Origin of the sequence: Rubrivivax soli, assembly GCF_049810355.1 — a bacterium.
Classification (GTDB): domain Bacteria; phylum Pseudomonadota; class Gammaproteobacteria; order Burkholderiales; family Burkholderiaceae_C; genus Rubrivivax.
Window position 1 is genome coordinate 4,659,199 of the sequence record NZ_CP187368.1, and the last position, 23,316, is coordinate 4,682,514.

At 72.4% G+C, this 23,316-nt stretch carries 23 protein-coding genes and 1 tRNA gene; 10 read left to right on the forward strand and 14 right to left on the reverse strand.

The genetic code is table 11. The features are described 5' to 3' along the window. Positions 1–288 precede the first annotated feature (288 nt). From ACPOLB_RS21400 to ACPOLB_RS21420, 5 genes are all read left to right on the forward strand, one after another. Positions 289–2,667 carry a heavy metal translocating P-type ATPase gene (locus ACPOLB_RS21400; RefSeq protein WP_425258067.1) on the forward strand — a complete coding sequence of 793 codons (2,379 nt, stop codon included), beginning with the start codon at positions 289–291 and terminating at the stop codon, positions 2,665–2,667. 54 nt (positions 2,668–2,721) lie between these two features. Further along, entirely contained in the window at positions 2,722–2,988 is a 267-nt protein-coding gene (locus ACPOLB_RS21405; protein WP_425258068.1) for a hypothetical protein, read from the forward strand. Positions 2,989–3,028: 40 nt separating this feature from the next. After that, positions 3,029–3,439, forward strand: coding sequence for a Cu(I)-responsive transcriptional regulator (cueR, locus tag ACPOLB_RS21410; protein ID WP_425258069.1), 411 nt, complete (start codon positions 3,029–3,031; stop codon positions 3,437–3,439). A gap of 107 nt (positions 3,440–3,546) precedes the next feature. Then, a tRNA-Asp gene (locus tag ACPOLB_RS21415) sits at positions 3,547–3,623 on the forward strand. A gap of 139 nt (positions 3,624–3,762) precedes the next feature. After that, entirely contained in the window at positions 3,763–5,178 is a 1,416-nt protein-coding gene (locus ACPOLB_RS21420; RefSeq protein ID WP_425258070.1) for a CoA transferase, read from the forward strand. A gap of 22 nt (positions 5,179–5,200) precedes the next feature. Here ACPOLB_RS21420 and ACPOLB_RS21425 read toward each other — a convergent pair whose 3' ends face one another. The 9 genes from ACPOLB_RS21425 to ACPOLB_RS21465 are packed head-to-tail and all read right to left on the reverse strand — an operon-like array spanning position 5,201 to position 13,546. Continuing rightward, entirely contained in the window at positions 5,201–5,539 is a 339-nt protein-coding gene (locus tag ACPOLB_RS21425) for a hypothetical protein (protein WP_425258071.1), read from the reverse strand. A 30-nt stretch (positions 5,540–5,569) separates the two neighbouring features. Next, the gene (locus tag ACPOLB_RS21430) at positions 5,570–6,436 is read right to left on the reverse strand and encodes an ABC transporter permease (RefSeq protein WP_425258072.1); all 867 of its coding nucleotides are present in this window, start codon (positions 6,434–6,436) and stop codon (positions 5,570–5,572) included. Beyond that, positions 6,433–7,374: an ABC transporter permease gene (locus ACPOLB_RS21435; RefSeq protein ID WP_425258073.1), complete on the reverse strand. Its 942-nt coding sequence runs from the start codon at positions 7,372–7,374 to the stop codon at positions 6,433–6,435. The genes ACPOLB_RS21430 and ACPOLB_RS21435 overlap by 4 nt, the downstream gene beginning before the upstream one ends. Positions 7,375–7,398: 24 nt before the next feature. Continuing rightward, positions 7,399–8,907 (reverse strand): ABC transporter substrate-binding protein, encoded by a 1,509-nt coding sequence (locus ACPOLB_RS21440; protein WP_425258074.1) that lies wholly within the window; start codon positions 8,905–8,907, stop codon positions 7,399–7,401. Next, positions 8,904–9,983: an ABC transporter ATP-binding protein gene (locus ACPOLB_RS21445; protein WP_425258075.1), complete on the reverse strand. Its 1,080-nt coding sequence runs from the start codon at positions 9,981–9,983 to the stop codon at positions 8,904–8,906. Before ACPOLB_RS21445 ends, ACPOLB_RS21440 begins: the two co-directional genes overlap by 4 nt. Beyond that, positions 9,980–10,972, reverse strand: a complete 993-nt coding sequence (locus ACPOLB_RS21450) for an ABC transporter ATP-binding protein (RefSeq protein ID WP_425258076.1) — start codon at positions 10,970–10,972, stop codon at positions 9,980–9,982. Before ACPOLB_RS21450 ends, ACPOLB_RS21445 begins: the two co-directional genes overlap by 4 nt. 6 nt (positions 10,973–10,978) lie before the next feature. After that, positions 10,979–11,692 carry a DUF1028 domain-containing protein gene (locus ACPOLB_RS21455; protein WP_425258077.1) on the reverse strand — a complete coding sequence of 238 codons (714 nt, stop codon included), beginning with the start codon at positions 11,690–11,692 and terminating at the stop codon, positions 10,979–10,981. 22 nt (positions 11,693–11,714) lie between these two features. Continuing rightward, positions 11,715–12,674 carry a Bug family tripartite tricarboxylate transporter substrate binding protein gene (locus tag ACPOLB_RS21460; protein ID WP_425258078.1) on the reverse strand — a complete coding sequence of 320 codons (960 nt, stop codon included), beginning with the start codon at positions 12,672–12,674 and terminating at the stop codon, positions 11,715–11,717. Continuing rightward, entirely contained in the window at positions 12,671–13,546 is an 876-nt protein-coding gene (locus ACPOLB_RS21465) for a fumarylacetoacetate hydrolase family protein (protein ID WP_425258079.1), read from the reverse strand. The genes ACPOLB_RS21460 and ACPOLB_RS21465 overlap by 4 nt, the downstream gene beginning before the upstream one ends. Positions 13,547–13,637: 91 nt before the next feature. On the opposite strand from ACPOLB_RS21465, the gene ACPOLB_RS21470 reads away from it, so the two are divergent. The 5 genes from ACPOLB_RS21470 to ACPOLB_RS21490 all read left to right on the forward strand — a co-directional run bounded on the left by ACPOLB_RS21470 (position 13,638) and on the right by ACPOLB_RS21490 (position 18,363). Then, complete coding sequence (locus tag ACPOLB_RS21470; RefSeq protein ID WP_425258080.1) at positions 13,638–14,306, forward strand: FadR/GntR family transcriptional regulator; 669 nt, start codon at positions 13,638–13,640, stop codon at positions 14,304–14,306. Positions 14,307–14,373: 67 nt separating this feature from the next. Next, the gene (locus ACPOLB_RS21475; protein WP_425258081.1) at positions 14,374–15,366 is read left to right on the forward strand and encodes a tripartite tricarboxylate transporter substrate binding protein; all 993 of its coding nucleotides are present in this window, start codon (positions 14,374–14,376) and stop codon (positions 15,364–15,366) included. Further along, positions 15,366–16,064, forward strand: coding sequence for a molybdate ABC transporter substrate-binding protein (locus ACPOLB_RS21480; RefSeq protein WP_425258082.1), 699 nt, complete (start codon positions 15,366–15,368; stop codon positions 16,062–16,064). The genes ACPOLB_RS21475 and ACPOLB_RS21480 overlap by 1 nt, the downstream gene beginning before the upstream one ends. Before the next feature lie 78 nt (positions 16,065–16,142). Continuing rightward, positions 16,143–17,513: an MmgE/PrpD family protein gene (locus ACPOLB_RS21485; RefSeq protein ID WP_425258083.1), complete on the forward strand. Its 1,371-nt coding sequence runs from the start codon at positions 16,143–16,145 to the stop codon at positions 17,511–17,513. A gap of 19 nt (positions 17,514–17,532) precedes the next feature. Then, positions 17,533–18,363, forward strand: coding sequence for a metal-dependent hydrolase (locus ACPOLB_RS21490; protein ID WP_425258084.1), 831 nt, complete (start codon positions 17,533–17,535; stop codon positions 18,361–18,363). Here the strand turns inward: ACPOLB_RS21490 and ACPOLB_RS21495 are convergent. The 5 genes from ACPOLB_RS21495 to ACPOLB_RS21515 form a co-directional block, all read right to left on the reverse strand. Continuing rightward, positions 18,320–19,228 (reverse strand): DMT family transporter, encoded by a 909-nt coding sequence (locus tag ACPOLB_RS21495; RefSeq protein ID WP_425258085.1) that lies wholly within the window; start codon positions 19,226–19,228, stop codon positions 18,320–18,322. The two genes, ACPOLB_RS21490 and ACPOLB_RS21495, sit on opposite strands and share 44 nt — an antisense overlap. Beyond that, positions 19,228–19,770 (reverse strand): methylated-DNA--[protein]-cysteine S-methyltransferase, encoded by a 543-nt coding sequence (locus tag ACPOLB_RS21500; RefSeq protein WP_425258086.1) that lies wholly within the window; start codon positions 19,768–19,770, stop codon positions 19,228–19,230. The genes ACPOLB_RS21495 and ACPOLB_RS21500 overlap by 1 nt, the downstream gene beginning before the upstream one ends. Continuing rightward, complete coding sequence (locus ACPOLB_RS21505) at positions 19,767–21,227, reverse strand: Ada metal-binding domain-containing protein (protein WP_425258087.1); 1,461 nt, start codon at positions 21,225–21,227, stop codon at positions 19,767–19,769. The genes ACPOLB_RS21500 and ACPOLB_RS21505 overlap by 4 nt, the downstream gene beginning before the upstream one ends. A gap of 64 nt (positions 21,228–21,291) precedes the next feature. Then, on the reverse strand, positions 21,292–21,636 hold the full coding sequence (locus ACPOLB_RS21510) for a hypothetical protein (RefSeq protein WP_425258088.1): 345 nt from the start codon (positions 21,634–21,636) through the stop codon (positions 21,292–21,294). A 79-nt stretch (positions 21,637–21,715) separates the two neighbouring features. Then, positions 21,716–23,308, reverse strand: coding sequence for a methyl-accepting chemotaxis protein (locus ACPOLB_RS21515; RefSeq protein WP_425258089.1), 1,593 nt, complete (start codon positions 23,306–23,308; stop codon positions 21,716–21,718). Positions 23,309–23,316: the final 8 nt, after the last annotated feature.

Below are 23,316 nucleotides of genomic sequence, written 5' to 3' on the forward strand. Positions count from 1 at the left end.
CGCCGACTGCATGCCCGCAGTCCGCTGATGCCGGCCAACGGGGGCCGCACGCGACGACTCCAGGTCTGCACGTACACGGTCGCATGGATGACCTGCCTGTTCGGGGCCCGGGCCGGTGCCTGGCGCGACAACCGGCCCGGCGACCACCAGCCGGTGTCGGTCGTGATCACGTGGTGAGGCCGGCGCCGGCCGGTGGCAGCCCGGTTCAGGGAATCGCTTGACCTTGCCATCATGGCAAGGTGCACCATGCGGGCATCCGCCTTCGATGGCGCTGCCCGGACACCTGCCATGACCTCCACCGCCCTTGCCCCTCCGCTGTCGCTGCAGATCGACGGCATGACCTGCGCCTCGTGTGTGTCGCGGGTCGAGAAGTCGCTGCGCGCCGTGCCGGGCGTGCAGCAGGCCAGCGTCAACCTCGCCACCGAGCAGGCCACGGTGCAGGCCGCGCCGGGCGTCGCCGCCAGTGCGCTGGCCGCCGCGGTGCACAACGCGGGCTACGACGTGCGCCAGCAGCAGACGGTGCTGCAGATCGAGGGCATGACCTGCGCCTCGTGCGTGTCGCGGGTCGAGAAGGCGCTGGCGCGCATCCCCGGCGTCACCGCGGCCAGCGTCAACCTGGCGACCGAGCGTGCCACCGTGCAGGCCTTGTCGACGGTGCCGGTGGCCACGCTGCGCGCCGCGGTCGAGAAAGCCGGCTACGGCGCGCGCAGCCTGGACGCCCCCGCCGCCCGGCAGCGTCCCACCTGGTGGCCGGTGGCCGCCAGTGCAGCGCTCACGGTGCCGCTGGTCGCGCCGATGCTGGTGCAGCCCTTTGGTGTGCACGCGATGCTCGACGGCTGGATCCAGCTCGTGCTGGCATCGCTGGTGCAATTCATCTTCGGCGCGCGCTTCTACCGCGCCGGCTGGATGGCCGTGCGCGCCGGCACCGGCAACATGGACCTGCTGGTGGCGCTGGGCACCTCGGCGGCCTACGGTCTGTCGATCTACCTGCTGGTGCTGCACGCCGCGCACGGCATGCCGCACCTGTATTTCGAGGCCTCGGCGTCCGTCATCACGCTGGTGCTGCTGGGCAAGTGGCTGGAGGCGCGCGCCAAGCGCCAGACGGCCGACGCCATCCGCGCCCTCAATGCGCTGCGCCCGAGCACGGCGCGCGTGCGCCGCGACGGCGTCGAGACCGACGTGCCGGTGGAGCAGATCGTGGTCGGCGACCTCGTCGTCGTGCGTCCCGGCGAGCGCGTGCCGGTGGACGGCGCCATCGTCGAGGGCCGCAGCCACCTGGACGAGTCGCTGATCACCGGCGAGAGCCTGCCGGTGGCCAAGGCCGAGGGCGACCGCGTCACGGGCGGCAGCATCAACGCCGACGGTGCGCTGCTGGTGCGCACCGACGCCATCGGCGCCGAGACGCTGCTCTCGCGCATCATCCGCATGGTCGAGTCGGCGCAGGCGGCGAAGGCGCCGATCCAGCGCATCGTCGACCGCGTCAGCGCCGTCTTCGTGCCCGTGGTGCTGGGCGTGGCAGCACTGACCGTCGTCGGCTGGGTGCTGGCCGGCGCGGGCTGGGAGACGGCGCTGGTGAACGCGGTCGCCGTGCTCGTGATCGCGTGCCCGTGTGCGCTGGGGCTGGCCACGCCCACGGCGATCATGGCCGGCACCGGCGTCGCGGCGCAGCACGGCATCCTGATCCAGGACGCGCAGGCGCTGGAACTGGCCCACGGCGTCACCACGGTGGCGTTCGACAAGACCGGCACGCTCACGGAAGGCAAGCCGTCGCTGGTGGCCGTGCTGCCGGCGGCCGGCGGCGATGCCGACGCCGTGCTGCAGCAGGCGGCCGCCCTGCAGCAGCGCAGCGAGCACCCGCTGGCCCGTGCGGTGCTGGCGCGCCTGCAGGCGCAGGGCCTGGCCGCCGCCGAGGCGCAGGACGTGCAGGCCCTGCCCGGGCGCGGCCTGCAAGGGCGCGTGGGCGGGCTGGACCTGGCGCTGGGCAGCGGCCGCCTGCAGCGCGAGTGGGCGGCCGATGCCGGCGCGCTGGCCGCCGAGGAAGAGCGCCTGGCCGGCGAGGGCCGCACGGTGTCGTGGCTGCTGCAGCGCGATGGTTCCCAGGCCCGCGTGCTCGGCCTGCTGGCCTTCGGGGATGCCATCAAGCCCGCCGCGCGCGACGCCGTGGCTCGGCTGCACGCGCTGGGCGTGAAGACCGTGATGCTCACCGGCGACAACGCCGGCAGCGCGGGCTCGGTGGCGCGCGAGCTCGGCATCGACGACGTGCGCGCCGAGGTGCTGCCCGGCGACAAGGCAGCCATCGTGCAGCAGTTGCGTGCGGCCGGCGGCGTGGTGGCCATGGTGGGCGACGGCATCAACGATGCGCCTGCGCTCGCCGCGGCCGACGTCGGCATCGCGATGGCCACGGGCACCGACGTGGCGATGCAGACCGCGGGCGTCACGCTGATGCGCGGCGACCCGCGCCTGGTGCCGGCGGCGCTGGATGTGTCGCGCCGCACCGTGGCCACGATCCGCCGCGGCCTCTTCTGGGCCTTCGCGTACAACGTGGTCGGCATCCCGTTGGCGGCCTTCGGCTTGCTGAACCCGGTGATCGCCGGCGCCGCGATGGCGCTCAGCAGCGTGAGCGTGGTGGCCAACGCGCTGACGTTGCGGCGCTGGAAGGCCGACTGACACGGCTTACCTTTGGTAAGCAGGGTTGAAGGGGGCTGCGGACAATGTTGGCTCATGAAGCAACGAACGCTGGTGCTGATCACGACACTGCTCGTCGCCTCGGCGGCGGCGCAGGCCTCGGCCACCGAGGTGGCCGCGACGGTTGCCGACAAGGCCGCGAGCGTGGCCACGAAGGTCGAGCATGCGGTACGCCGTGGCGTGAAGGCCGCGGCCGAGGGCGTGGAGACGGGCGCCAAGGCGGTTGGCAGGGTCGCCGACAATGTGGCCCGCAAGGCCGGCGTGCCCGGTGCGGGCCAGGCGGCTTCGGCACCGCAGCGCTGACCGGGCGCACAGCGCGCCCGCTGCATCCCGAGGCGCGGCCATGAACATCGGCGAAGCAGCCAGCGCCTCGGGCGTGTCGGCCAAGATGATCCGCCACTACGAATCGGTGGGTCTGTTGCCGCCCGCAGTGCGCACCGAGGCCGGCTACCGGCAGTACGGGCCGAACGAGGTGCACACGCTGCGCTTCATCCGCCACGCGCGCGACCTGGGCTTCTCGATCGCGGAAATCACCGAACTCGTGGGTCTCTGGCAGAACCGCGGGCGCCCCAGCCGCCAGGTGAAGGCCCTGGCCGAGGCGCACATCCGCGACCTGGAGCAGAAGGCGGCCGAACTGCTGGCGATGAAGGCAACGTTGCAGCACCTGGTGCACTGCTGCCACGGCGACGACCGTCCGGATTGCCCGATCCTCGACAGCCTCGCCGACGACGCCGCACACCCATCGCGGCGCTGAGGCCACGTGGCCTGCCGTCGCCGACGGTATTGCAGGGTCTTGCAGAAAGTCCGCCGTCGCACTTGCTGGCGTTGAAAAGCCTGTGCTATAGTGTGAGGCTCTACCGGGGAGTGGTAGTTCAGTTGGTTAGAATACCGGCCTGTCACGCCGGGGGTCGCGGGTTCGAGTCCCGTCCACTCCGCCACACACACCAAGCAAGCACGGGCCTTCAGGGCCCGTGTTTCGTTTGTGGCGCAAGAAGCCCATCTGATGCGTCGGGCCACCGGAGCAGGTGGGCCTGGGCGAGATTGACGGCGTTCGCGCCGTGCCCCTGTAATCGCGGCATGGATGCCCTTGCGGAAAGACCACCCCGGCCGTCGATCGAGGTGCTGGAAGCACTGTGGCGCGACGCGGGCCTGCCCCCCGACGCGCTTAGCGACGCCGTGCTGCCGGCGGATGCCGCGGTGCTGCCGTCGTCGTTCGACGTCACGACGGCCGTGCAGGCCAGCCTGGGGGCGGCGGCGCTGGCGGCGGTGCAGATCGGCCGTGCGCGCGGCGGGCCGGCGCAGCACGTGCGTGTGGAGGCCGAGCACGCCGTGCTCGACAGCCTGGCCTGGTTCACGGTGGACGGGCAGGCGCCGAACCTCTGGGACCCGCTGTCGGGCCTCTACCGTGTGGCCGACGGCTGGGTGCGCGTGCATGCCAATTTCGCGCACCACCGCGACGGCGTGCTGGGCCTGCTCGGCTTGCCCGCCGGACCGCAGACGCCGCGCAGCGCCGTCGAGGCCGGCCTGGCCGGCTGGCACGCGCAGGCGTTCGAGGACGCCGCCGCCGCCGCCGGCCTGGTGGTGGCCGCCGCGCGCTCGTTCGCTGCGTGGGACGCGCACCCGCAGGCGGCGGCGCTGCGCGCCGAGCCGCTGGTGGCGATCGAGCGCATCGGCGATGCACCGCCCCGGCCGTGGACGCCATGGCCGTCTAGGCGGGAGGGCGGCCGGCCGCTGGACGGCCTGCGGGTGCTGGAGCTCACGCGCATCCTGGCCGGGCCGGTGGCCGGGCGCACGCTGGCGGCCTACGGTGCCGACGTCCTGCTGATCAATGCGCCGCGGCTGCCCAACATCGAGGCCATCGCCGACACCAGCCGCGGCAAGTGCAGCGCGCACATCGACCTCGACACGCCCGGCGGGCCCGCGACGATGGCGGCGCTGGTGCGCGACGCGCACGTCTTCCTGCAAGGCTACCGGCCCGGGGCCCTGGCCGCGCGCGGCTTCGCGCCGCACGATCTGGCGGCGCTGTCGCCCGGCATCGTCGCGGTCAGCCTGTCGGCCTATGGGGCGGAAGGGCCGTGGGCGGGCCGCCGCGGCTTCGATTCGCTGGTGCAGACGGCCACCGGCTTCAACGTCGCCGAGGCGCAGGCCTATGGCGTCGACACACCGAAGGCCCTGCCGCTGCAGATCCTGGACTACGCCGCCGGCTACCTGCTGGCGTTCGGCACCCAGGCGGCACTGCTGCGGCAGGCGCAGGAAGGCGGCAGCTGGCACGTGCAGGTGTCGCTGGCCGGCGTCGGCCACTGGCTGCGCGGGCTGGGCCGCGTCGATGCCCTGCAGGCGCAGCGCCCGCCGATCGAGCCCTACATCGAGACGGTCGACAGCGGCTTCGGCCGTCTGCAGGTGGTGCGCCACGCAGCGCACTTCTCGGCCACGCCCGTGCGCTGGCGGCGCCCCGCGATGCCGCCGGGTTCGCACCCGCCGCGCTGGCCCTGAGCGTCGCGCGCTGCGCGCGGCCTCAGCCCGCCTTCGGCGTGCGCAGGGCCGCCAGCGCCGCGCTGGCGGCCAGTTCGGCGTTCAGCGCCGCTTCCAGCGGCGAGCGGCACAGGCCGGCATGGGTGTACTGCAGGTTCTCGTACAGCTCGGCCGTGGCCGGCGCCGCCTGCAGCAGCGCGTCGAGCGCCGCACCGGGTTCGGCGGCGGCCAGCAGCTGCTGCACCTGCTGCACGACGGCGCGGTACTGGTCGGCGCTGGCCTGGCGCGGCGTGCGCTCCAGGCGTTCCAGCAGGCCGGCCATCGCCGCCAGGGCGTGCAGGCTGGCAGGCAGGCGCAGGGTGGTGGGGTCGGCGGAAGTCATGCCTGCTACATGGCCCTGCGTCGGCCGATTTCAAGTCTGCTTCGGGTCGAGTGCGTCGCGCAGGCCGTCGCCCAGCAGATTGAAGGCCAGCACCAGCACGAAGATCGCCAGCCCCGGCCAGACCGCCATCCACGGCGCGCTGTCCATGTAGTTCTTGGCCGTGTTGAGCATGCTGCCCCAGCTGGGCGCGGGAGGCTGCTGGCCCAGCCCCAGAAACGACAGGCTGGCCTCGGCGATGATCGCGCCGGCGATCGCCAGCGTGCTCTGCACGATCAGCGGTGCGGTGATGTTGGGCAGCACGTGGCGCAGCGCGATGCGCCAGGGCGGGTTGCCGACCGCGCGCGCGGCTTCGACGTAGTCCTCGACCTTCACGTTGAGCACCTGTGCGCGCGTGAGCCGCACGAAGATCGGTGTCGCCGAGACGCCGATGGCGATCATCGCGTTCGTCAGCGACGGCCCGAGGAAGGCCGCCAGTGCGATCGCCAGGATCAGGAACGGGCAGGCCAGGAAGGCGTCGACGATGCGTGAGATCACGGCATCGACCCAGCCGCCCAGGAAGCCCGCGGCCAGCCCGATGGGCACGCCCAGCAGCAGCGAGATCGACACCGACACCACGCCCGCCAGCAGCGAGGCCTGCGTGCCCCAGACGACGCGGCTGAGCACGTCGCGGCCGATCTCGTCGGTGCCGAACCAGTGCGTGGCCGAGGGCGCCTGGCGGATGGCGCTCCAGCTCGTGGCCACCGGGTCGTGCGGCGCGATCCAGGCCGCGAACACCGCCAAGAGCACGAAGCCCAGCACCACCACGGCGCCGAACACCGCGGCGCGGCGGCGCACCAGCCGGCGGCCGGCGCGGCGCCAAGGGCTATCGGCCACGATCGCTGCCATGGCGGCGCTCATGTGCGCAGCCGCGGGTTGACCGCGAAGTAGGCCAGGTCGGCCAGCAGGTTCAGCGTGATGTACACGGTGGCCGTGACCAGCACCACGCCCTGCACCACGGCGTAGTCGCGGTTGAACACCGCGTCGACGATCAGCTTGCCGAAGCCCGGGATCGTGAACACCTGCTCGGTCAGCACCGCGCCCGACAGCAGCGCGCCCAGTTCCAGCGCACCCAGCGTGATGACGGGCACCAGCGCGTTGCGCAGCGCATGCGTCAGCACCACCACCCGTTCGCCCAGTCCCTTGGCGCGTGCGGTGCGCACGTAGTCGGCCGACAGCACCTGCAGCATCGCGCTGCGCGTGTGGCGCATGAAGACCGCGGCGATGCCGGTGCCCAGCACGAAGGCCGGCATCAGCATGGCGGCCATGTTGGCGGCCAGGTCCTCGAACGGGCTCACGTAGCCCGAGGCCGGCAGCCAGCCCAGGTGCACCGAGAACAGCATGATCAGCAGGATGCCGAGCCAGAAGTTCGGCGTCGACAGCCCCGACAGCGCCAGCGCGCTGGTCAGCGTGTCCCACCAGCTGCCGCGCGCCACCGCCGACACCACGCCCGCCGGCAGCCCGATGCCCAGTGCGATCACGAAGGCCATCAGCCCCAGCTGCAGCGTCACCGGCAGCTTCTCGAGCACCAGGTCGAGCACCGGCTGCTGCGTGCGCACGCTCTCGCCCAGGTCGCCCTGCAGCACGCCGCCGATCCAGTACGCGTAGCGCACCGGCAGCGGCTCGTCGAGGTGCAGCTTCTCGCGCAGGTGCGCGATAACGCTCGGGTCCTGTTCCTCGCCGGCGAGGATCAGCGCCGGATCGCCGGGCAGCAGCTGCTGCAGCCCGAAGATCAGCATCGAGACGAAGACCAGCGTCGGCAGCAGCGTCGCCAGACGCTGCACGAGGAAACGCAGCATGGTGGGGTCGGGTGCCTTGCCGTCTTACGGTGCCATCTTCAGCCCGGTCACGCGCAGCAGGCCGTCGGGGATCTCGCGCACGCCGCTGAGCTTGGCGTTGTAGGCCCACAGCCAGTTGCGGTGGTACAGGTAGATCACGCCGCGTTCGTTGATCACGCGCTGCGCGATCTGCTCGTAGGTCTTCTTGCGCTCGGACTGCGTGGGCTGCGTGCGCGCCAGCGTGAGCAGGCGGTCGGTCTCGGCGTCGCAGTAGCCGGTGTAGTTCAGCGGCTGCTTGCAGCCGTGGAAGCTGAAGACGTTGCCATCGGGGTCGGGGCGGCCGCTCCAGGCCAGCACGTAGGCCTCGAAGTCGCCCTTGTCGGCCATCGCCAGCGAGGTCGCGAATTCGGCGGCCTGGATCTTCACGTCGAAGCCGGCGTCGCGCGTCATCGCCTGCACCACCAGCGCCAGGCGCTGCGCGTCGCTGGTGGTGGGCGCCACCAGCGTGAAGCTCGGGTTGGGGATGCCCGCTTCCTTCAGCAGCGCGCGCGCCTTGGCCACGTCGCGCTTGGGCATGGGCACGTTCTTCGCGTAGTACGGGTTGTTGGGCGCGACCCACTGGTTGCCCACCGTGGCTTCGTTGTCCATCACCACCTGGGCCAGGCCCTGGCGGTCGAGTGCCAGCTCGAAGGCCTCGCGCACCTTGGCGTTGCTGCCCAGCGGGTTCTGCTTGGCGCGGTCGCTCTTGGCCAGGTTGATCGTGATGCCCTGGTAGCCGATCTCGGTGATGCTGGCGGTCTTGAAGCGCTTGTCGGTCTTGAGCTTCTCGATGTCCGACGAAGCCACGCGCTCGATGAAGTCGAGCTGGCCCGACTTCAGGTTGGCCAGGCGCACCGTGGCGTCGGTGATGGGCGTGTAGGTCAGGCGCGCGAAGTTCACCGCGCCCTTGTTCCAGTAGCCGTCGTAGCGCTCCAGCACGATGCGGTCCTGCGCCACGCGCTCGACGAACTTGTACGGGCCCGAGCACACGGGCTTCTGGCCGAACTTGTCGCCCGCGGCGGTCGCGGCCTTGGGGCTGACCATCATGCCGGCGCGGTCGGTCAGCGCCGCCAGCAGCGGCGAGAACGGCGCGTTCAGGTTCAGCCGCACCGTCATCGGGTCGACGACGTCGACGCTGGTCACCGGCGCCAGTTCGCCGCGGCGGTTGCTGCCGGGCATCGTCTTGTGGCGCTCGATGTTGAACTTGACCGCCGCGGCGTCGAGCTTCTCGCCGTCGTGGAAGGTGACGCCCGGTCGCAGCGTGATCGTGAGCGCCTTGTTGTCGGCCGACCAGCTGTGCTTGCTGGCCAGTTGCGGCACGATGTTGAGTTTCTCGTCCACCTCGAACAGCTTGTCGCACAGCGCGCTGAAGACCAGGCGGCCGACGAAGGTGCGGGCCAGCGTGGGGTCGAGCACGTCGGGGTCTTCGGCCAGGCCGACGCGGAACGTCTGGGCTTGCGCCTGGGCGAGGCCGGCGGCCAGCAGCAGGGCGGCGATCAGGGGCGAGGTCTTCATGTGCTGTTTCCTTGGTACGACGGGGACACGAAGGCCGACTGCAGGCGCTGCAGGCGGCGGTTGGGGGCGGGAGCGGCCGCAGCCGCGGGCGGCGCGATCTGCTGCCAGCGGTGGCAGGCCACCTGGTGGCCGCTGCCGGCCGCCAGCGCCTCGAGCGGCGGCACCTGCTCGGCGCAGCGCGGCTCGGCATGGCGGCAGCGGGTGTGGAAGTGGCAGCCGGGCGGCGGCTTCGCGGGGCTGGGCACGTCGCCGCTGAGCAGGATGCGCTGCGCCTGCCCCGAATGCTGCGGCTCGGGCTGCGGGATCGCCGACAGCAGCGCCTGCGTGTACGGGTGGCGCGGCGCGGCGAACAGGCTGTCCTTGTCGGCCAGCTCGACGATGCGGCCCAGGTACATCACCGCGATGTGGCTGGCGATGTGCTTGACCACCGCGAGGTCGTGCGCGATGAAGATGTAGGCCAGCTGCAGCCGCGCCTGCAGGTCCTGCAGCAGGTTCACCACCTGTGCCTGCACCGAGACGTCGAGCGCCGAGACGGCCTCGTCGCAGACGATCAGCCGCGGCTCCACCGCCAGCGCGCGCGCGATGCCGATGCGCTGGCGCTGCCCGCCGCTGAACTCGTGCGGATAGCGCTGCGCGTGTTCGGGCCGCAGGCCCACCGTGTGCAGCAGCTCCGCCACGCGCTCGGCGTGGCGCCCCGTGTGCAGCCCGTGCAGCTGCAGCGGTTCGGTCAGCGTCTGGCCCACCGTCATGCGCGGGTTCAGCGACGCATACGGGTCCTGGAAGATGATCTGCATCGCGCGCCGCTGCGCACGCAGCGCGGCCGCGTCCAGCGTACCGAGCTCGGTGCCGGCGAAGACCACGCGCCCGGCACTGGGCTCGATCAGCCGCAGCACGAGCCGCCCCAGCGTGCTCTTGCCGCAGCCCGACTCGCCGACCACACCCAGCGTCTGGCCGGCGTGCAGCGTGAAGTCGACCCCGTCGACCGCACGCACCATGCCGGTGGCGCGGCCGAACAGCCCGCGCTGCACCGGGAAGTGCTTCACCAGGCCCTGCACCTGCAGCAGCGGCGCCGTCATGCCGCGCGCCCCAGCAGGGAGTCGGCGTCCAGCGGCGCGTGCCAGCAGGCCGCGTGGTGGCCGTCGCCCACGGCGCGCCAGGGCGGCGCCTCGGCGCGGCAGCGGACGTCGGCGAAGGGGCAGCGGTCGGCGAAGGCGCAGCCGGCGGGCCGCTGCAGCGGGCTCGGCACCTGGCCGGCAATGGCCGCCAGCCGCGTGGCGCTGCCGTGCAGCCGCGGCATCGAGCCCAGCAAGCCCACGGTGTACGGGTGCTGCGGCATGTCGAACAGCTGCTGCACCGGCGCGCGTTCGACGATGCGGCCTGCGTACATCACCACCACGTCATCGGCCACTTCGGCGACCACGCCCAGGTCGTGCGTGATCAGCACGATGGCGGTGCCGCTGGCCTGCTGCAGCTCGTGCATCAGCGCCAGGATCTGCGCCTGGATCGTCACGTCGAGCGCGGTCGTCGGCTCGTCGGCGATCAGCAGCCGCGGCGCGTTGGCCAGCGCCATCGCGATCATCGCGCGCTGGCGCATGCCGCCCGAGAGCTTGTGCGGGTGTTCGTGGAAGCGCTGTTCGGGCGCCGGGATGCGCACCTGCGCCAGCATCTCGATGGCGCGCGCCTGCGCCTGTGCGCGGGTGAGCGGCTGGTGGCACTGCAGCGCCTCGACGATCTGCGCGCCGATCGTGAACGCCGGGTTCAGCGACGACATCGGCTCCTGGAAGATCATCGCCATCGCGTTGCCGCGCAGCGCCTGCAGCTCGGCCGCCGGCAGACCCACCAGCTCGCGGCCCTCGAAGCGGATCGAGCCCGCGGCCACACGGCCCGGCGGCCGCACCAGGCCCATGATGGACAGCGACGTGACGCTCTTGCCGCAGCCCGACTCGCCGACGATGGCCAGCGTGCGGCCGGCCTCGACGCTGAAGTCGACGCCGTCGACCGCGGCGAAGCTGCCCTGGTCGGTGGCGAACAGCGTGCGCAGGCCGGTGACTTCGAGCAGCGCCATCGTGCTTCAGCCCGCGGCCCGGCGGGCGTGGAAGGCCGCCACCGCGGCCTCGATGCGGCTGCGGTCGAGCGTGCCCACCGGGTCGGCGCGGCGCGGCAGGCAGGCCAGGAAGGGTTGGAAACGCTCCAGGCTGACGGCGTGCAGGCGCTGCAGCTCGGCCAGCGGGTCGTCGTGGTCGTCGACCCGCAGGTCCAGCGTGCGGTAGTCCTCGGCGCCCTGGATCACGAGCGCGGCCGACTGCTTGCCGCGCTTGTCGCCACCCGCGGCCTCGCCCGCCTGCAGGGCCGCGATCAGTCGCTCGGCCAGCGGCTGATCCGCACTGGCGATGTAGGCATCGGCCGTGGCCTGCAGCACCTGCGGCCCGGCCAGCATGTTGCCGGCGACGCTGAAGTCGGCGTGCACCTGGTGGCCGCACCAGTCCACGCAGGCAGCACCCGTGTGCGCCGCCGCCGGACCGTGCGCGGGCAGCACGTGCAGCTGGCGCTGCGCCTGCCCGGCGTCTGCGCCGGTGAGCTGCGCCACCACGTCGGCCGCGGCCATCCCCTGCTGCAGCAGCGCGAGCCCGGCCGCGCCGTAGAGCGGGTTCATCAGCGCCTGCGTCGCGAGCGCGCCGACGCCGGCGCGCGTGTGCACGCACAACGCACCCACCGCGAAGAAGCGGCTGGCGATGGCGACGCCGAAGCTGCCGTCGGCGTCGCGCGCGAGGATCGACCAGGTCACGGCGTGTTGCGCTCCTGCACCGTCACTCGACCTTGCCGATCTTGCGCACGGCCTCGGTCATCAGCGCGGCGTCCTGGGTCCAGTAGGTCTGGAACTCGGGCGCATCCAGGTACTCCAGCGGGCTGCCGGCTTTGTTGATGGTTTGAATCACTTGCGGGTCGTTGGCCACTTTGCGGGCAGCCGCTCGCAATTTCTGCACCACGTCGTCGGGCGTGCCCGCCGGCACGAACAGTGCCGACCACTGCGCGAAGCTTGCACCGAAGCCGGCCTGCTTCAGGCTCGGCACCTCGGGCAGCGACTGCAGCGGCTTCTCGCCCCAGTGTGCCAGCGCGCGCAGCTTGCCGGCCTTGATCTGCTGCGCCACGGTGCTCGGGCCGGTGGCCACGGCATCGACCTGGCCGCCCAGCAGTGCCAGCAGCGCCGGGCCGGCGCCGGTGTAGGGGATGTGCGTCATGCGGAAGCCGGCCGCACCCTTGAGCATCTCCATCGGCACATGCATGGTGCCGTAGTTGCCCGAGCTGCCGTAGTTGTAGGCCGTGGGCTTGCGCTTCGCGTCGGCCACGAATTCGGCCAGCGTCTTCCAAGGCGCCTCGGCGCGCACCACCAGCACCACGGGGTCGGCGGTGAAGCGGGCGATGGGCTTGAACTGCTCCAGCGTGAAGGCTGGCTTGCGGCCCAGGATCTTGTCGGCCTCGGGCAGGATGCTGATCGACGACAGGCTCAGCAGCACCGTGTAGCCGTCGGGCGCGGCGCGCGAGGCGGCACCGATGCCGGTGGCCCCGCCCGCGCCGGCGCGGTTCTCCACCACCACCGTGGTGCCCAGCGCCTTGCCCAGCGATTCGGCCACCGGCCGTGCCACCGTGTCGGCGACACCGCCGGGCGGGAAGGGCACGATCATCGTCAGCGGCTTCTCGGGCCAGTTGCTCTGGGCGTGGGCGAAGCCGGTGGCCAGCAGGGCCACCGTGGCAAGCAGCATCTTCATGCGTGGGTCTCCTGGATGAATCGGTTCTCGATGGTGCCGATGCCGTCGATGCTGATGCGCACGCGGTCGCCGGCACCCAGCCAGCGCGGCGGGCTCATGCCCATGCCGACGCCGGCCGGCGTGCCGGTGGCGATGACGTCGCCCGGGTGCAGCGTGATGCCGCGCGAGCAGGTCTCGATCAGCGTCGGCAGGTCGAAGATCAGGTCGGTGGTGCTGGCGTCCTGGCGCAGCTCGTCGTTGACCCAGCAGCGCACGCGCGTGTCGGTGCCGTCCAGTTCGTCGGCGGTCACGATCCACGGGCCCATCGGGCAGAAGGTGTCGAAGCTCTTGCCCAGGTCCCACTGGCCGTGGCGCATCTGCACGTCGCGCGCGGTGACGTCGTTGACGATGGTGTAGCCGAACACGTGCTGCAGCGCGTCGTCGCGGCGGATGTTCTTGCCGCCGCGGCCGATGACGATGGCGAGCTCGGCCTCGTAGTCGATCTGCGTCGTGATCGCGGGGTCGGGCAGCACCACGTCGGCCGTGGGGCCGACCACGCACTCGGGCACCTTGGTGAAGACGATGGGCCAGGCGTCGACGGCCTTGGCGTTGTCCTTGAACACCGTGTCGCGCAGTTCCTTCGCGTGGGCGTGGTAGTTGCGGCCGACGCAGAACAGGTTGCGGCGCGGCAGCGGCAGCGGCGCCAGCAGCTGCGCGCCGTCCAGCGCCACGCTGCCGTCGGTGGGCGGCAGCGCCCGGCCGGCCACCAGGGCCTGCACCAGCGGCAGCGCGCCGTGCGTGCCGTCGGTGGCGAAGAGGTCGATCTGCCGGCCGTCGCCGGACAGGCGGCCGACACGGCGCCGGCCCTCGTGGTGCAGGGTCACGAGACGCATGGGATGTCTCCTTGTGGGGTGTCTCCGGACTCTGGTGCCGGTTAACCCAAATGCTACCATTGCGGCCCAGATTGACTCCAAGCCGGATGCCATGGACGCCGCCGCCAGCCTGCGCGACACGATCTTGCACAACCTGCGCTCGCGCACCTGGCGGGCCGGCCACCGCATCCCCACCGAGCGTGCGCTGAGCGAGGAATACGGCCTGTCGCGCAGCACCGTGCGCCGCGTGCTGCTGGACTTCAAGCGCAAGCGGCTGATCACGCAGACGGTGGGCAGCGGCACCTACGTCAGCGAGCAGGTGCACGAGGCGCTGTCGGAGATCGCCCCCGGCGCGGGCCCGAGCGTGAGCCCGGCCGAACTGATGAGCGCGCGCCTGGTGCTGGAGCCGGCGCTGATCGAGATGGTGATCGGCAACGCCACCGCGGCCGACTTCGCCCGCATGGACGAGTGCAACCACCACGCCGAGGCCTCCACCACGCTGGAGGACTTCGAGCGCTGGGACGCCGCACTGCACGAGGCCATCGCCGACGCCGCGCACAACAGCTTCATCGCCGGCGTGTTCCGGCTCATGAACGAGGCCCGTGCGCAGGGCGAGTGGGGCGTGCTCAAGCGCCGCAGCGCCACGCCCGAGCGGCGGCGCGACTACCAGGAAGAACACCGCGCGCTGGTGGCGGCGCTGAAGGACCGCGACGCCGAGCGCGCGCGGGCGCTGTGCCTGCAGCACCTGGTGCATGTGCGCACGAACATGCTGGGTTACTGAGCTTCGTTTAGAGTCGGGCGCAGAGTCTGCCAAAGCAGACCAATCAAGCCCAAACTGGAGACATCGGATGCGTCCTTCCCCCACCCGCCGCGCCGCCATCGGCGCCTTCACTGCCTGTGTCGCCGTCTGTGCAGCGGCCACCGCGCTGCCCGCCGCCGCGCAGGACTACCCGAGCCGCCCCGTGCGCATCATCGTGCCGTTCGCCCCCGGCGGCTCGGCCGACGTCTTCGGCCGCGCCATTGCGCAGCGCCTGCAGGAGAGCCTGGGCCAGAACTTCGTGGTCGAGAACCGGCCGGGTGGCGGCTCGGTGATCGGCAGCGACGCGGTGGCCAAGTCGGCCCCCGACGGCTACACGCTGCTGGTGATGAGCAACACGCACACCGTCAACGAGTCGCTGCTGCCGAACAAGCCGTTCCAGCTGATGCGCGACTTCGTGCCGGTGGCGCCCATCAACTATTCCGACCTGGTGCTGGTGGCCAAGGCCGGCCTGCCGCAGAACAACCTGCGCGAGCTGGTCGCCGCAGCCAAGGCCAGGCCGGGCGGCATGAGCTACGCGTCGTCGGGCCCGGGCACGCCGTACCACATGGCCGGCGAGCTCTTCAAGCACATGGCCGGCATCGACGTGGTGCACGTGCCTTACAAGGGCAGCGGCGGCGCCCGCACCGACGTGCTGGGCGGTCAGCTGGAGATGATGTTCGACGCCATCCCGACGATGGCCGAGCAGGTCAAGGCCGGCAAGGTGAAGGCCATCGCGACCACGGGCCGCGTGCGTTCGACCGTGCTGCCCGACGTGCCCACGATGTCCGAGGCCGGCGTGCCGGGCTACGAGGCGACGATCTGGCTCGGCGTGGTCGCTCCCAAGGGCACGCCTGCCGCGGTGGTGGCCAAGCTCAACGCCGAGATCGGCAAGATCACCGGCAACGCCGAGCTGCGCCGCGCCTGGGCCGCGCAGGGCACCACGGCCATGACGATGGGCGTGGACGAATTCACCCGCTACATGAACGACGACATCGCCAAGTGGGCCGGCGTGGTGAAGGCCGCCGGCATCAAGGTCGACTGATGGCCACCTTGCACTTCCTGTGTGCCGGCGCCTCGCAAGGCGTCGTGAAGGCCTTGCAGCAGCGCTTCGAGGCCGAGACCGGCGCCACGCTGCAGGGCCGCTTCGGCGCGGTGGGCGCGATGAAGGAAGCGCTGCTCGCGGGCGAGCCCTGCGACGTGATGATCCTCACCGCGGCCATGGTCGACGGCCTGTGCGCCGACGGTCACTTGCTGGCCGACAGCCGCGCCGCGCTGGGCCGCGTGCTCACCGGCGTGGCCGTGCGCAGCGGCACGCCGCACCCGGATGTGGCCACGGCCGACGGCCTGAAGGCGGCGCTGCTGGCCGCCGACAGCGTGTACTTCCCCGACGCGGTGCGCGCCACGGCGGGCATCCACTTCGCCAACGTCATGCGCCGGCTCGGTGTGCTCGACACGCTGGAGCCGCGGCTGCGCACCTACCCGGCGGGCGCCATCGCAATGCGCGAACTCGCGGCCGCGACGACGCCGAACCCGATCGGCTGCACGCAGGTCACCGAGATCCTCTACACCCCGGGGGTGGAACTGGTGGGGCTGCTGCCCCGGGAGTTCGAACTGGCCACCGTGTACACCGCGGCGGCCGCCTCCCGCGCGGCCGACCCGGTGCTGGCGGCGCGCTTCGTCGCGATGGTCAGCGGCGAGGCCAGCGCGCCGCTGCGCCGCGACGGCGGTTTCGTGTTCTGAACCGGTGCCCGCTGCCGGCGGCGCACGCGCAGCCTGCCGCACGCGCCGCGTGATCCCTTCTTCAACGACCTGCCCGCCATGGCCCGCAACACCCCCGTCGCTGCCGACACCGGCGCACCTCCGATCACGCGCACGCTGGCACAGTTCGTCGCCACGCACCCGTCGCGCGGCTGGGACGACGACGTCGAGCAGGCCGCGGTGCGCACGCTGCTGAACTGGCTGGGCTGCACACTGGGCGCTGCGCAGCACGAAGCCCCCCGGGCCGCGCTGGCGGCGTGCCAGGTGCTGCAGCCGGCGCCGCAGGCGGCGGTGCTGGGCCGCCGCGAACGCGTGGACATCGCCAGCGCGGCGCTGGTCAACGGCATCGCCTCGCACACCTTCGACTTCGACGACACGCACCTGAAGACCATCATCCACCCGGCCGGCCCGGTGGCGCCGGCGCTGCTGGCGCTGGCCGAGCTGCAGGGCAGCAGCGGCCGTGCCGTGCTCGACGCGCTGGTGCTGGGCATCGACGTCGCGTGCCGCATGGGCAACGTGGTCTACCCCGATCACTACGACCGCGGCTGGCACATCACCGGCACTGCCGGTGTGCTGGGCGCGGCCGCTGGCTGCGCGCGGCTGCTCTGCCTGGACGCGGCGCGGACGACGATGGCGCTGGGCATCGCGGCCTCGCAGCCCGTGGGCCTGCGCGAGCAGTTCGGCAGCATGAGCAAGCCGCTGCACCCCGGGGCCGCGGCGCGCACCGGGCTGATGGCGGCGCTGATGGCGCAGCAGGGTTTCACGGCCAGCCCGCGCGCGCTGGAAGCGCCGCGCGGCTGGGCCCAGGTGCTGTCGACCAGGTTCGACTGGCACGAGGCCACCACCGGTCTCGGCCAGCAGTTCGAGATCGCGCTCAACACCTTCAAGCCTTTTGCGTGCGGCGTCGTCGTGCACCCGGCCATCGACGCCTGCACCCAACTGCGTGCGCAAGGCGTCACCGCGGGGCAGGTGGAGCGCATCGAGCTCCAGGTGCATCCGCTGGTGCTGGAACTCTGCGGCAGGCAGGAGCCGGCCGATGGCCTGCAGGCCAAGTTCAGCGTCCACCACGGCTGCGCCGCGGGCCTGGTCTTCGGCCGTGCCGGCGAAGCTGAATTTGCCGACGCGGTGGTCACGCGCCCGGACATCGTGGCGCTGCGCCGCAAGGTGGTGGCCACCGTGCGCGACGGCATCGCCGAGGAGGCGGTGGACCTCGTGGCCACGCTCACCGACGGCCGGCGCGTGCATGTCGTGGTGGAGCACGCCATCGGCTCGCTGGCGCGACCGATGGACGACGCCGCGCTGGCCGCCAAGTTCCACGCCCAGGCCGATCCGGTGCTGGGTGCCGTACGCAGCGGCGAGATCCTCGCCGCCTGCCGCGACCTGGCCCGTGCCCCCGACGTGCGGCGCCTGGCCGCGCTGTGCCAACCCTGAACGCCGAAGGAGTGCTCCGATGACACGTTTGCTGAAGACCGCCGCGATGACCCTGGGCCTGGTGCTGGGACTGGCACAGGCGCTGCCCGCGCTGGCGCAGGACAAGGTGAAGGTCCAGTGGCTGGGCCAGGCCGCGTTCAAGATCACCACGGTGGCCGGCAAGGTCATCGTGATCGACCCCTGGCTGCAGACCAACCCGAAGACCCCCGAGGCCTACCGCAAGCTGGAGGCGCTGGGCAAGGTCGACCTGGTGCTGGTCACGCACGGCCACTTCGACCACATGGCCGACGCGCCGGCGCTGGCGAAGATGCACAACGCGCCGCTGTGGGCGCCGGCCGGCCTGAGCCAGAGCCTGGCCATCCTGGGCGTGCTGCCGGGCAACCAGGCACTGCGCATGAACAAGAGCGGCACCGTCACGCCGCTGGGCCCCGACGTGAAGGTCACGCTGGTGAAGGCCGAGCACAGCTCGGAGCTGGTCTGGAAGAACCCGGCCACCGGCCGGGACGAGGTGCACGTGGGCGGCGAGCCCGGCGGCTTCGTGATCGAGTTCGAGAACGGCTTCAAGCTCTGGCACATGGGCGACACCGGCGTCTTCGGCGACATGAAGCTGATCGCCGACATGTACAGGCCCGACCTGGTGCTGATGCCCATCGGCGGCGGCCAGTTCGTGATGAACCCGCAGCACGCGGCGATGGTCACGAAGGAGATGATCCGGCCGAAGGCCGTGATCCCGATGCACTACCTGACGAACCCGGGCCTGCCCGGCACGCCCGCCGACTACACGAAGGCGCTGGGAGAGACCGGCGTCAAGGTGCTGGCGATCCAGCCGGGCGAGACCGTCGAGTTCTGAGCAGCCCCGTGGCCAGCGCGGTGCCCAGCAGGATCACCGCGCAGCCGCCGAGCATCGTCGGGGTCAGCCGCTCGCCCAGGAACATCGCGCCCCACAGCACCGCGAAGGCCGGGATCAGGAAGGTCACGGCGATCGTCTTCGCCGGCCCCACGCGGGCGATGAGGCGGAAGTACAGCAGGTAGGCCAGGCCGGTGCAGGCCAGCGCGAGTGCTGCGGCACCGGCCCAGGCCGTCGGCCCGGGCAACGTGGCCGGCCACCACCACAGCGCTGCCGGCAGCGTGGCCAGCGCCGCGAAGGCCTGGCTGCCCGCGGCCACCGCCATCGGCGGCACGCCGGTCAGGCGTTGCTTGGTGTAGTTGGCCGTCCAGCCGTAGCAGGCCGTGGCCGCGATGCAGGCGGCGATGCCCAGCGCCGGGCTCACGCCCGCGCTGCCCGCGCGCAGGCTGGCGTTGTCGATGCCGAGCCACAGCACGCCGGCAAAGCCCAGCGCCAGACCCAGGCCGCGCAGCGGCGTCGGTCGGTCGCCCAGCCAGGCCCAGGCGATCAGCGCCCCCCACAGCGGCGCGGTGGCGTTGAAGATCGACGCGAGTCCGGCGCTCAGCACCAGCAGCGCCACCATGTACAGCGCAAACGGCAGCGCGGTGTTGACGACGCCCACCAGCGCGATCGGCCGCCACTGCGCGCGCAGCGCGCCGACCTCGCCGCGCCAGGCCAGCAGCGGCAGCAGCAGCAGGCTGGCGCCGGCCACGCGCAGGAACACCAGCGCCGCCGGGCCGAAGTCGGTCGCGCCCACGCGCATGAACAGGAACGAGGCGCCCCACAGTGCCGCCAGCAGCAGCATCTCGGCGATGTCGCGGCGTTGCATCAGGCGGCCAGCGTCAGCGGCAGCCCGCCTGGCCGTTGCGGGTGCTGCGGCACGTGCTGCCGTTCGTGCAGCAGCAGCGCCTGCTTGCGCGGCAGGCCGCCGGCATAGCCCGTGAGCGTGCCGTCCTGCCCCAGCACGCGGTGGCAGGGCACCAGGATGCCGATGGGGTTGCGGCCCACCGCCGCGCCCACGGCGCGCACCGCAGCGGGCCGGCCGAGCGCGCGTGCGATGGCGCCGTAGCTGCTGGTCTGCCCCATCGGGATCGCGCACAGCGCCCGCCACACGGCCTGCTGGAACGGGGTGCCCGCCGCGTCCAGCGCCAGCGCTTGCGGTGCCGGGGCACCGACCCAGTACGCCTGCAGCGCCTGCATGCCCTGCACGATGTGCGGGTGCTGCGCGTCCACCGGCGCCGCGATCGCGCCCGGATGGTGTTTCTGGTCGGCGAACCAGGCGCCGGCCAGGCCCAGCGGCGTGGCGGCGAGCAGCATGGGCCCGAGCGGCGTGGGCACGCTGGCCTGCGCGACGAGGCGGTTGGTCTTCATGGGGCTGTCTCCAGGTGGTGCCACAGCCGCAGCACGGCGTAGGCGCGCCAGGGCCGCCAGGCCTCGGCCAGGGTGGTGATGGCGCGCGCGTCGCGCGTGCCCAGGGCGTTCATCAGGCCGATGTCGGTGGCGGGCCAGGCATCCGGCCAGGCGAGCGCGCGCATCGCGATGACCTGCGCCGTCCAGTCGCCGATGCCCGGCAGTGCGCGCAGCGCGTCGAGCGTGGCCTGCAGCGGTGCCGCACGGTGCAGTGCGATGCGGCCTGCGTCCACCGCGGCGGCCAGCGCCTGCAGTGCGCGCACCCGCTGGCGCACGATGCCCAGGGTGCCGATGTCTTCCGGCGTGGCCGACGCCAGCGTGGCCGCGTCGGGGAACAGGTGCGTGAGGCCGGGGACGGGCGTGGCCACCGGCGTGCCGAAGCGCTGCACCAGCCGCTGCGTCAGCGTGCGGGCGGCCTGCACCGTGACCTGCTGGCCCAGCACGACGCGCACCGCGCTCTCGAAGCCATCGAGCCCGCCCGGCAGCCGCGCACCCGGCCGCAGCGGCACCGGCAGCAGCGCCATCACGGGGTCGATCAGCGCCGGGTCGGCGTCGAGGTCCAGCGCCTGGCGCACCTGCTGCATCAGCGCACCCAGCACCGGCGACAGCGCCGGCGCGGCCTCGAGATGCACCTCGTGCCGCTCGGGCACGAAGCGCAGTGCGATCCAGCCCGCCAGCACCTGCCCGCGGTGGTGGCGTGCGAGCGTGCGGCGCAGCGTCAGGCTGTCTGCATCGACCTGCTCCACGCCCGCGATGGCGCGGCGCGCGAAGAAGCCGAGCACGGCCTCGATGTCGTAGGGCGGGCGCCAGGCCAGGCGCAGCGGGGCGTCGGTACGCGGGCTGGCGGCGCTTTGCCCGGCGCGCCGCAGGGCCGTGGGGTTGAGCCGGTAGCGTTCGGCGAACGCGGCATTGAAGCGGCGCAGGCTGTCGAAGCCGCTGGCCAGCGCCACCTGCGTGACCGGCAGCGCGGTGTCGGTGAGCAGCTGCTTGGCCAGCAGCAGGCGCTGCGTGGCGAGGTGGTCGCGCGGCGCCACGCCGTGGCGGGCCTGGAAGATGCGCCGCAGGTGGCGGTCGGTCACGCCCAGCCGCGCTGCGATGGCGGGCAGGGCCAGGGGTTCGCCGCTGTGCACGGCGTGCTCGATCCAGCGCGCGGCGGTGTCGGCCAGCGCCTGCGAGCTGTCCATCTGCGACAGCCCCGGCGCGATCTCGGGCCGGCACTTCAGGCAGGGGCGGAACGCCGCGGCCTCGGCCTGCGCGCGGTTGTCGAAGAAGCGGCAGTGCGCGCGCTGCGGCGTGCGCACGCGGCACACCGGCCGGCAGTAGACGCCGGTGCTGGTGACGCCGACGAACAGCCGGCCGTCGAAGCGGGCATCGCGGGCCAGCAGGGCCTGGTAGGCGGCGTCGGGATCGAGGACCATGCCGCCATGATAGGCAGCAGGTGGGGGCGGACTGGCCGTTTTCGGACCTGTCCCTGCGGCGGCGTCAGCGCAGGCGCTGCGTGGGGGTGGGTGTGGGCGAGGCGGCCTGCGAGGCGCCGCTGCCGGTGTCGACCTCGCGGGCCTGCACGTCGACGATGTCGCCCGGAGGCACGTGCGCCTGCGGGCGCCGCGCGCGCTGCATGGTCTGGTGCAGGGTGTGCTGCCAGTGCATGCGTGCCGTCGGCTTCGTGCCGCCGAACACGCTGCGCAGCAGCAGCCACGCCATCATCGCCAGGCCGGCCAGCAGGCCCACCACCAGCAGCACCGCCGTGACGGCCACGGCTCCCACGCGCAGCGCGAGCACGAGCGCGCGGGTGCCGAGGGTGGGGCGGTGCAGCGGAGTATTCATGCCGGCATGATGCCGCATGCGGCGATCGGCCCGGGTCCGCTGTGGACTCCGGGCCGCGCCGCCGGGCGCCGGGCGGGGCTCAGGCCGTGCTGTCCTGCTGCAGGCGGAACACCGCCACCGCCTGCACCAGCTGCTGCGCCTGCTGCTTCAGGCTCTCGGCCGCGGCGGCGCTTTCTTCGACCAGCGCCGCGTTCTGCTGCGTGCTGCGGTCCATCTGCGTGATGGCCTGGCCGATCTGGCCCACGCCCTGGTTCTGCTCCGAGCTGGCGGCGCTGATCTCGCCGACGATGTCGCTGACGCGGCGGATCGAGGCCACCACTTCCTGCATCGTCTGGCCGGCGCGGTCGACCAGGGCCGAGCCGTGCTCGACACGTTCGACGCTGGCGCTGATCAGGCCCTTGATCTGCTTGGCCGCCTCGGCGCTGCGTTGCGCGAGCGAACGCACCTCGCTGGCCACGACCGCGAAGCCGCGACCCTGCTCGCCGGCACGGGCTGCCTCGACGGCTGCGTTCAGCGCCAGGATGTTGGTCTGGAACGCGATGCCGTCGATGACGCCGATGATGTCGGCGATCTTGCGGCTGCTGTCGTTGATGCCCTTCATGGTCTCGACGACCTCGCCGACGACCGCACCGCCGCGCGCCGCCACCGTCGAAGCGCCTTCGGCGAGCTGGCTCGCCTGCCGCGCGTTGTCGGCGTTGTTGTGCACGGTCTTGCCCAGCTCGTCCATCGTCGCTGCGGTCTGCTGCAGCGCACTGGCCTGCTGCTCGGTGCGGGACGACAGGTCCTGGTTGCCGCTGGCGATCTGTGCGCTGGCGGTGGCCACGTGGTCCGAGCCCTGGCGCACGTTGGCCACGGCCTGCGACAGCGACTGCTGCATCGTCTGCAGCCAGGCCAGCAGGCTGGTGCTGTCACCGGCGCGCAGCGCGATGCGGGTGGTGAGGTTGCCCTCGGCGACGGCACGTGCCACGGCCACGGCGGTGGCGGGTTCGCCGCCGAGCTGGCGCATCAGCTGCCGCGTGATCAGCAGCGCCAGCGCCACCCCCAGCAGCAGCGCCGCACCCAGCACCACCAGCACGAACAGGCGGGCCTGCTGGTAGACGCTGCCGGCCTGCGCCGCGGCGGCGCGGCCCGCTTCGAAGTTGAACTGCGTCAGTGCGGTCAGCGCCGCCAATGACTCGTCGTAGGCCATGCTGGCCAGCCCGTCGCTGATGTCGGCGGCGTCCTGCTGCTGCTTGTCCTTGCCCAGCGCCAGCACCTTGGCCTGCGCCTGCTGGTAGTTGCCGAAGGCCTTGGTCATCGCATCGAGCTTCGCGCGCTCGTCGTCGCCGGCCACGAGCGCCGTGTAGGCCTGCAGGTGCTGCGCCAGGCGCGCGCTGCCTTCCTTGATCTTGTCCTCGTACTCGGCGTGGTAGCTGGCGTCGTCGGTGCGGCTGTGCTTGATCTCGAACTCGCGCATCTCCGACAGGTCCACGCGTGCGTCGGCCAGGTGGCCCACGCCGAACAGCCACTTGTCGGACAGCGTGGCGGCCTGCTGGTTCACGCGCTGCAGGCCCCACACGGACATGGTGCCGAGCGCGGCGGTCAGCACCAGCAGCACGGCGAAGGCCAGCGCCAGCTGGCGACCCACCGGCATGCGCGCCAGCAGGTTGCGGGCAGGGTGGAGGAGTTTCATCGCGGCCG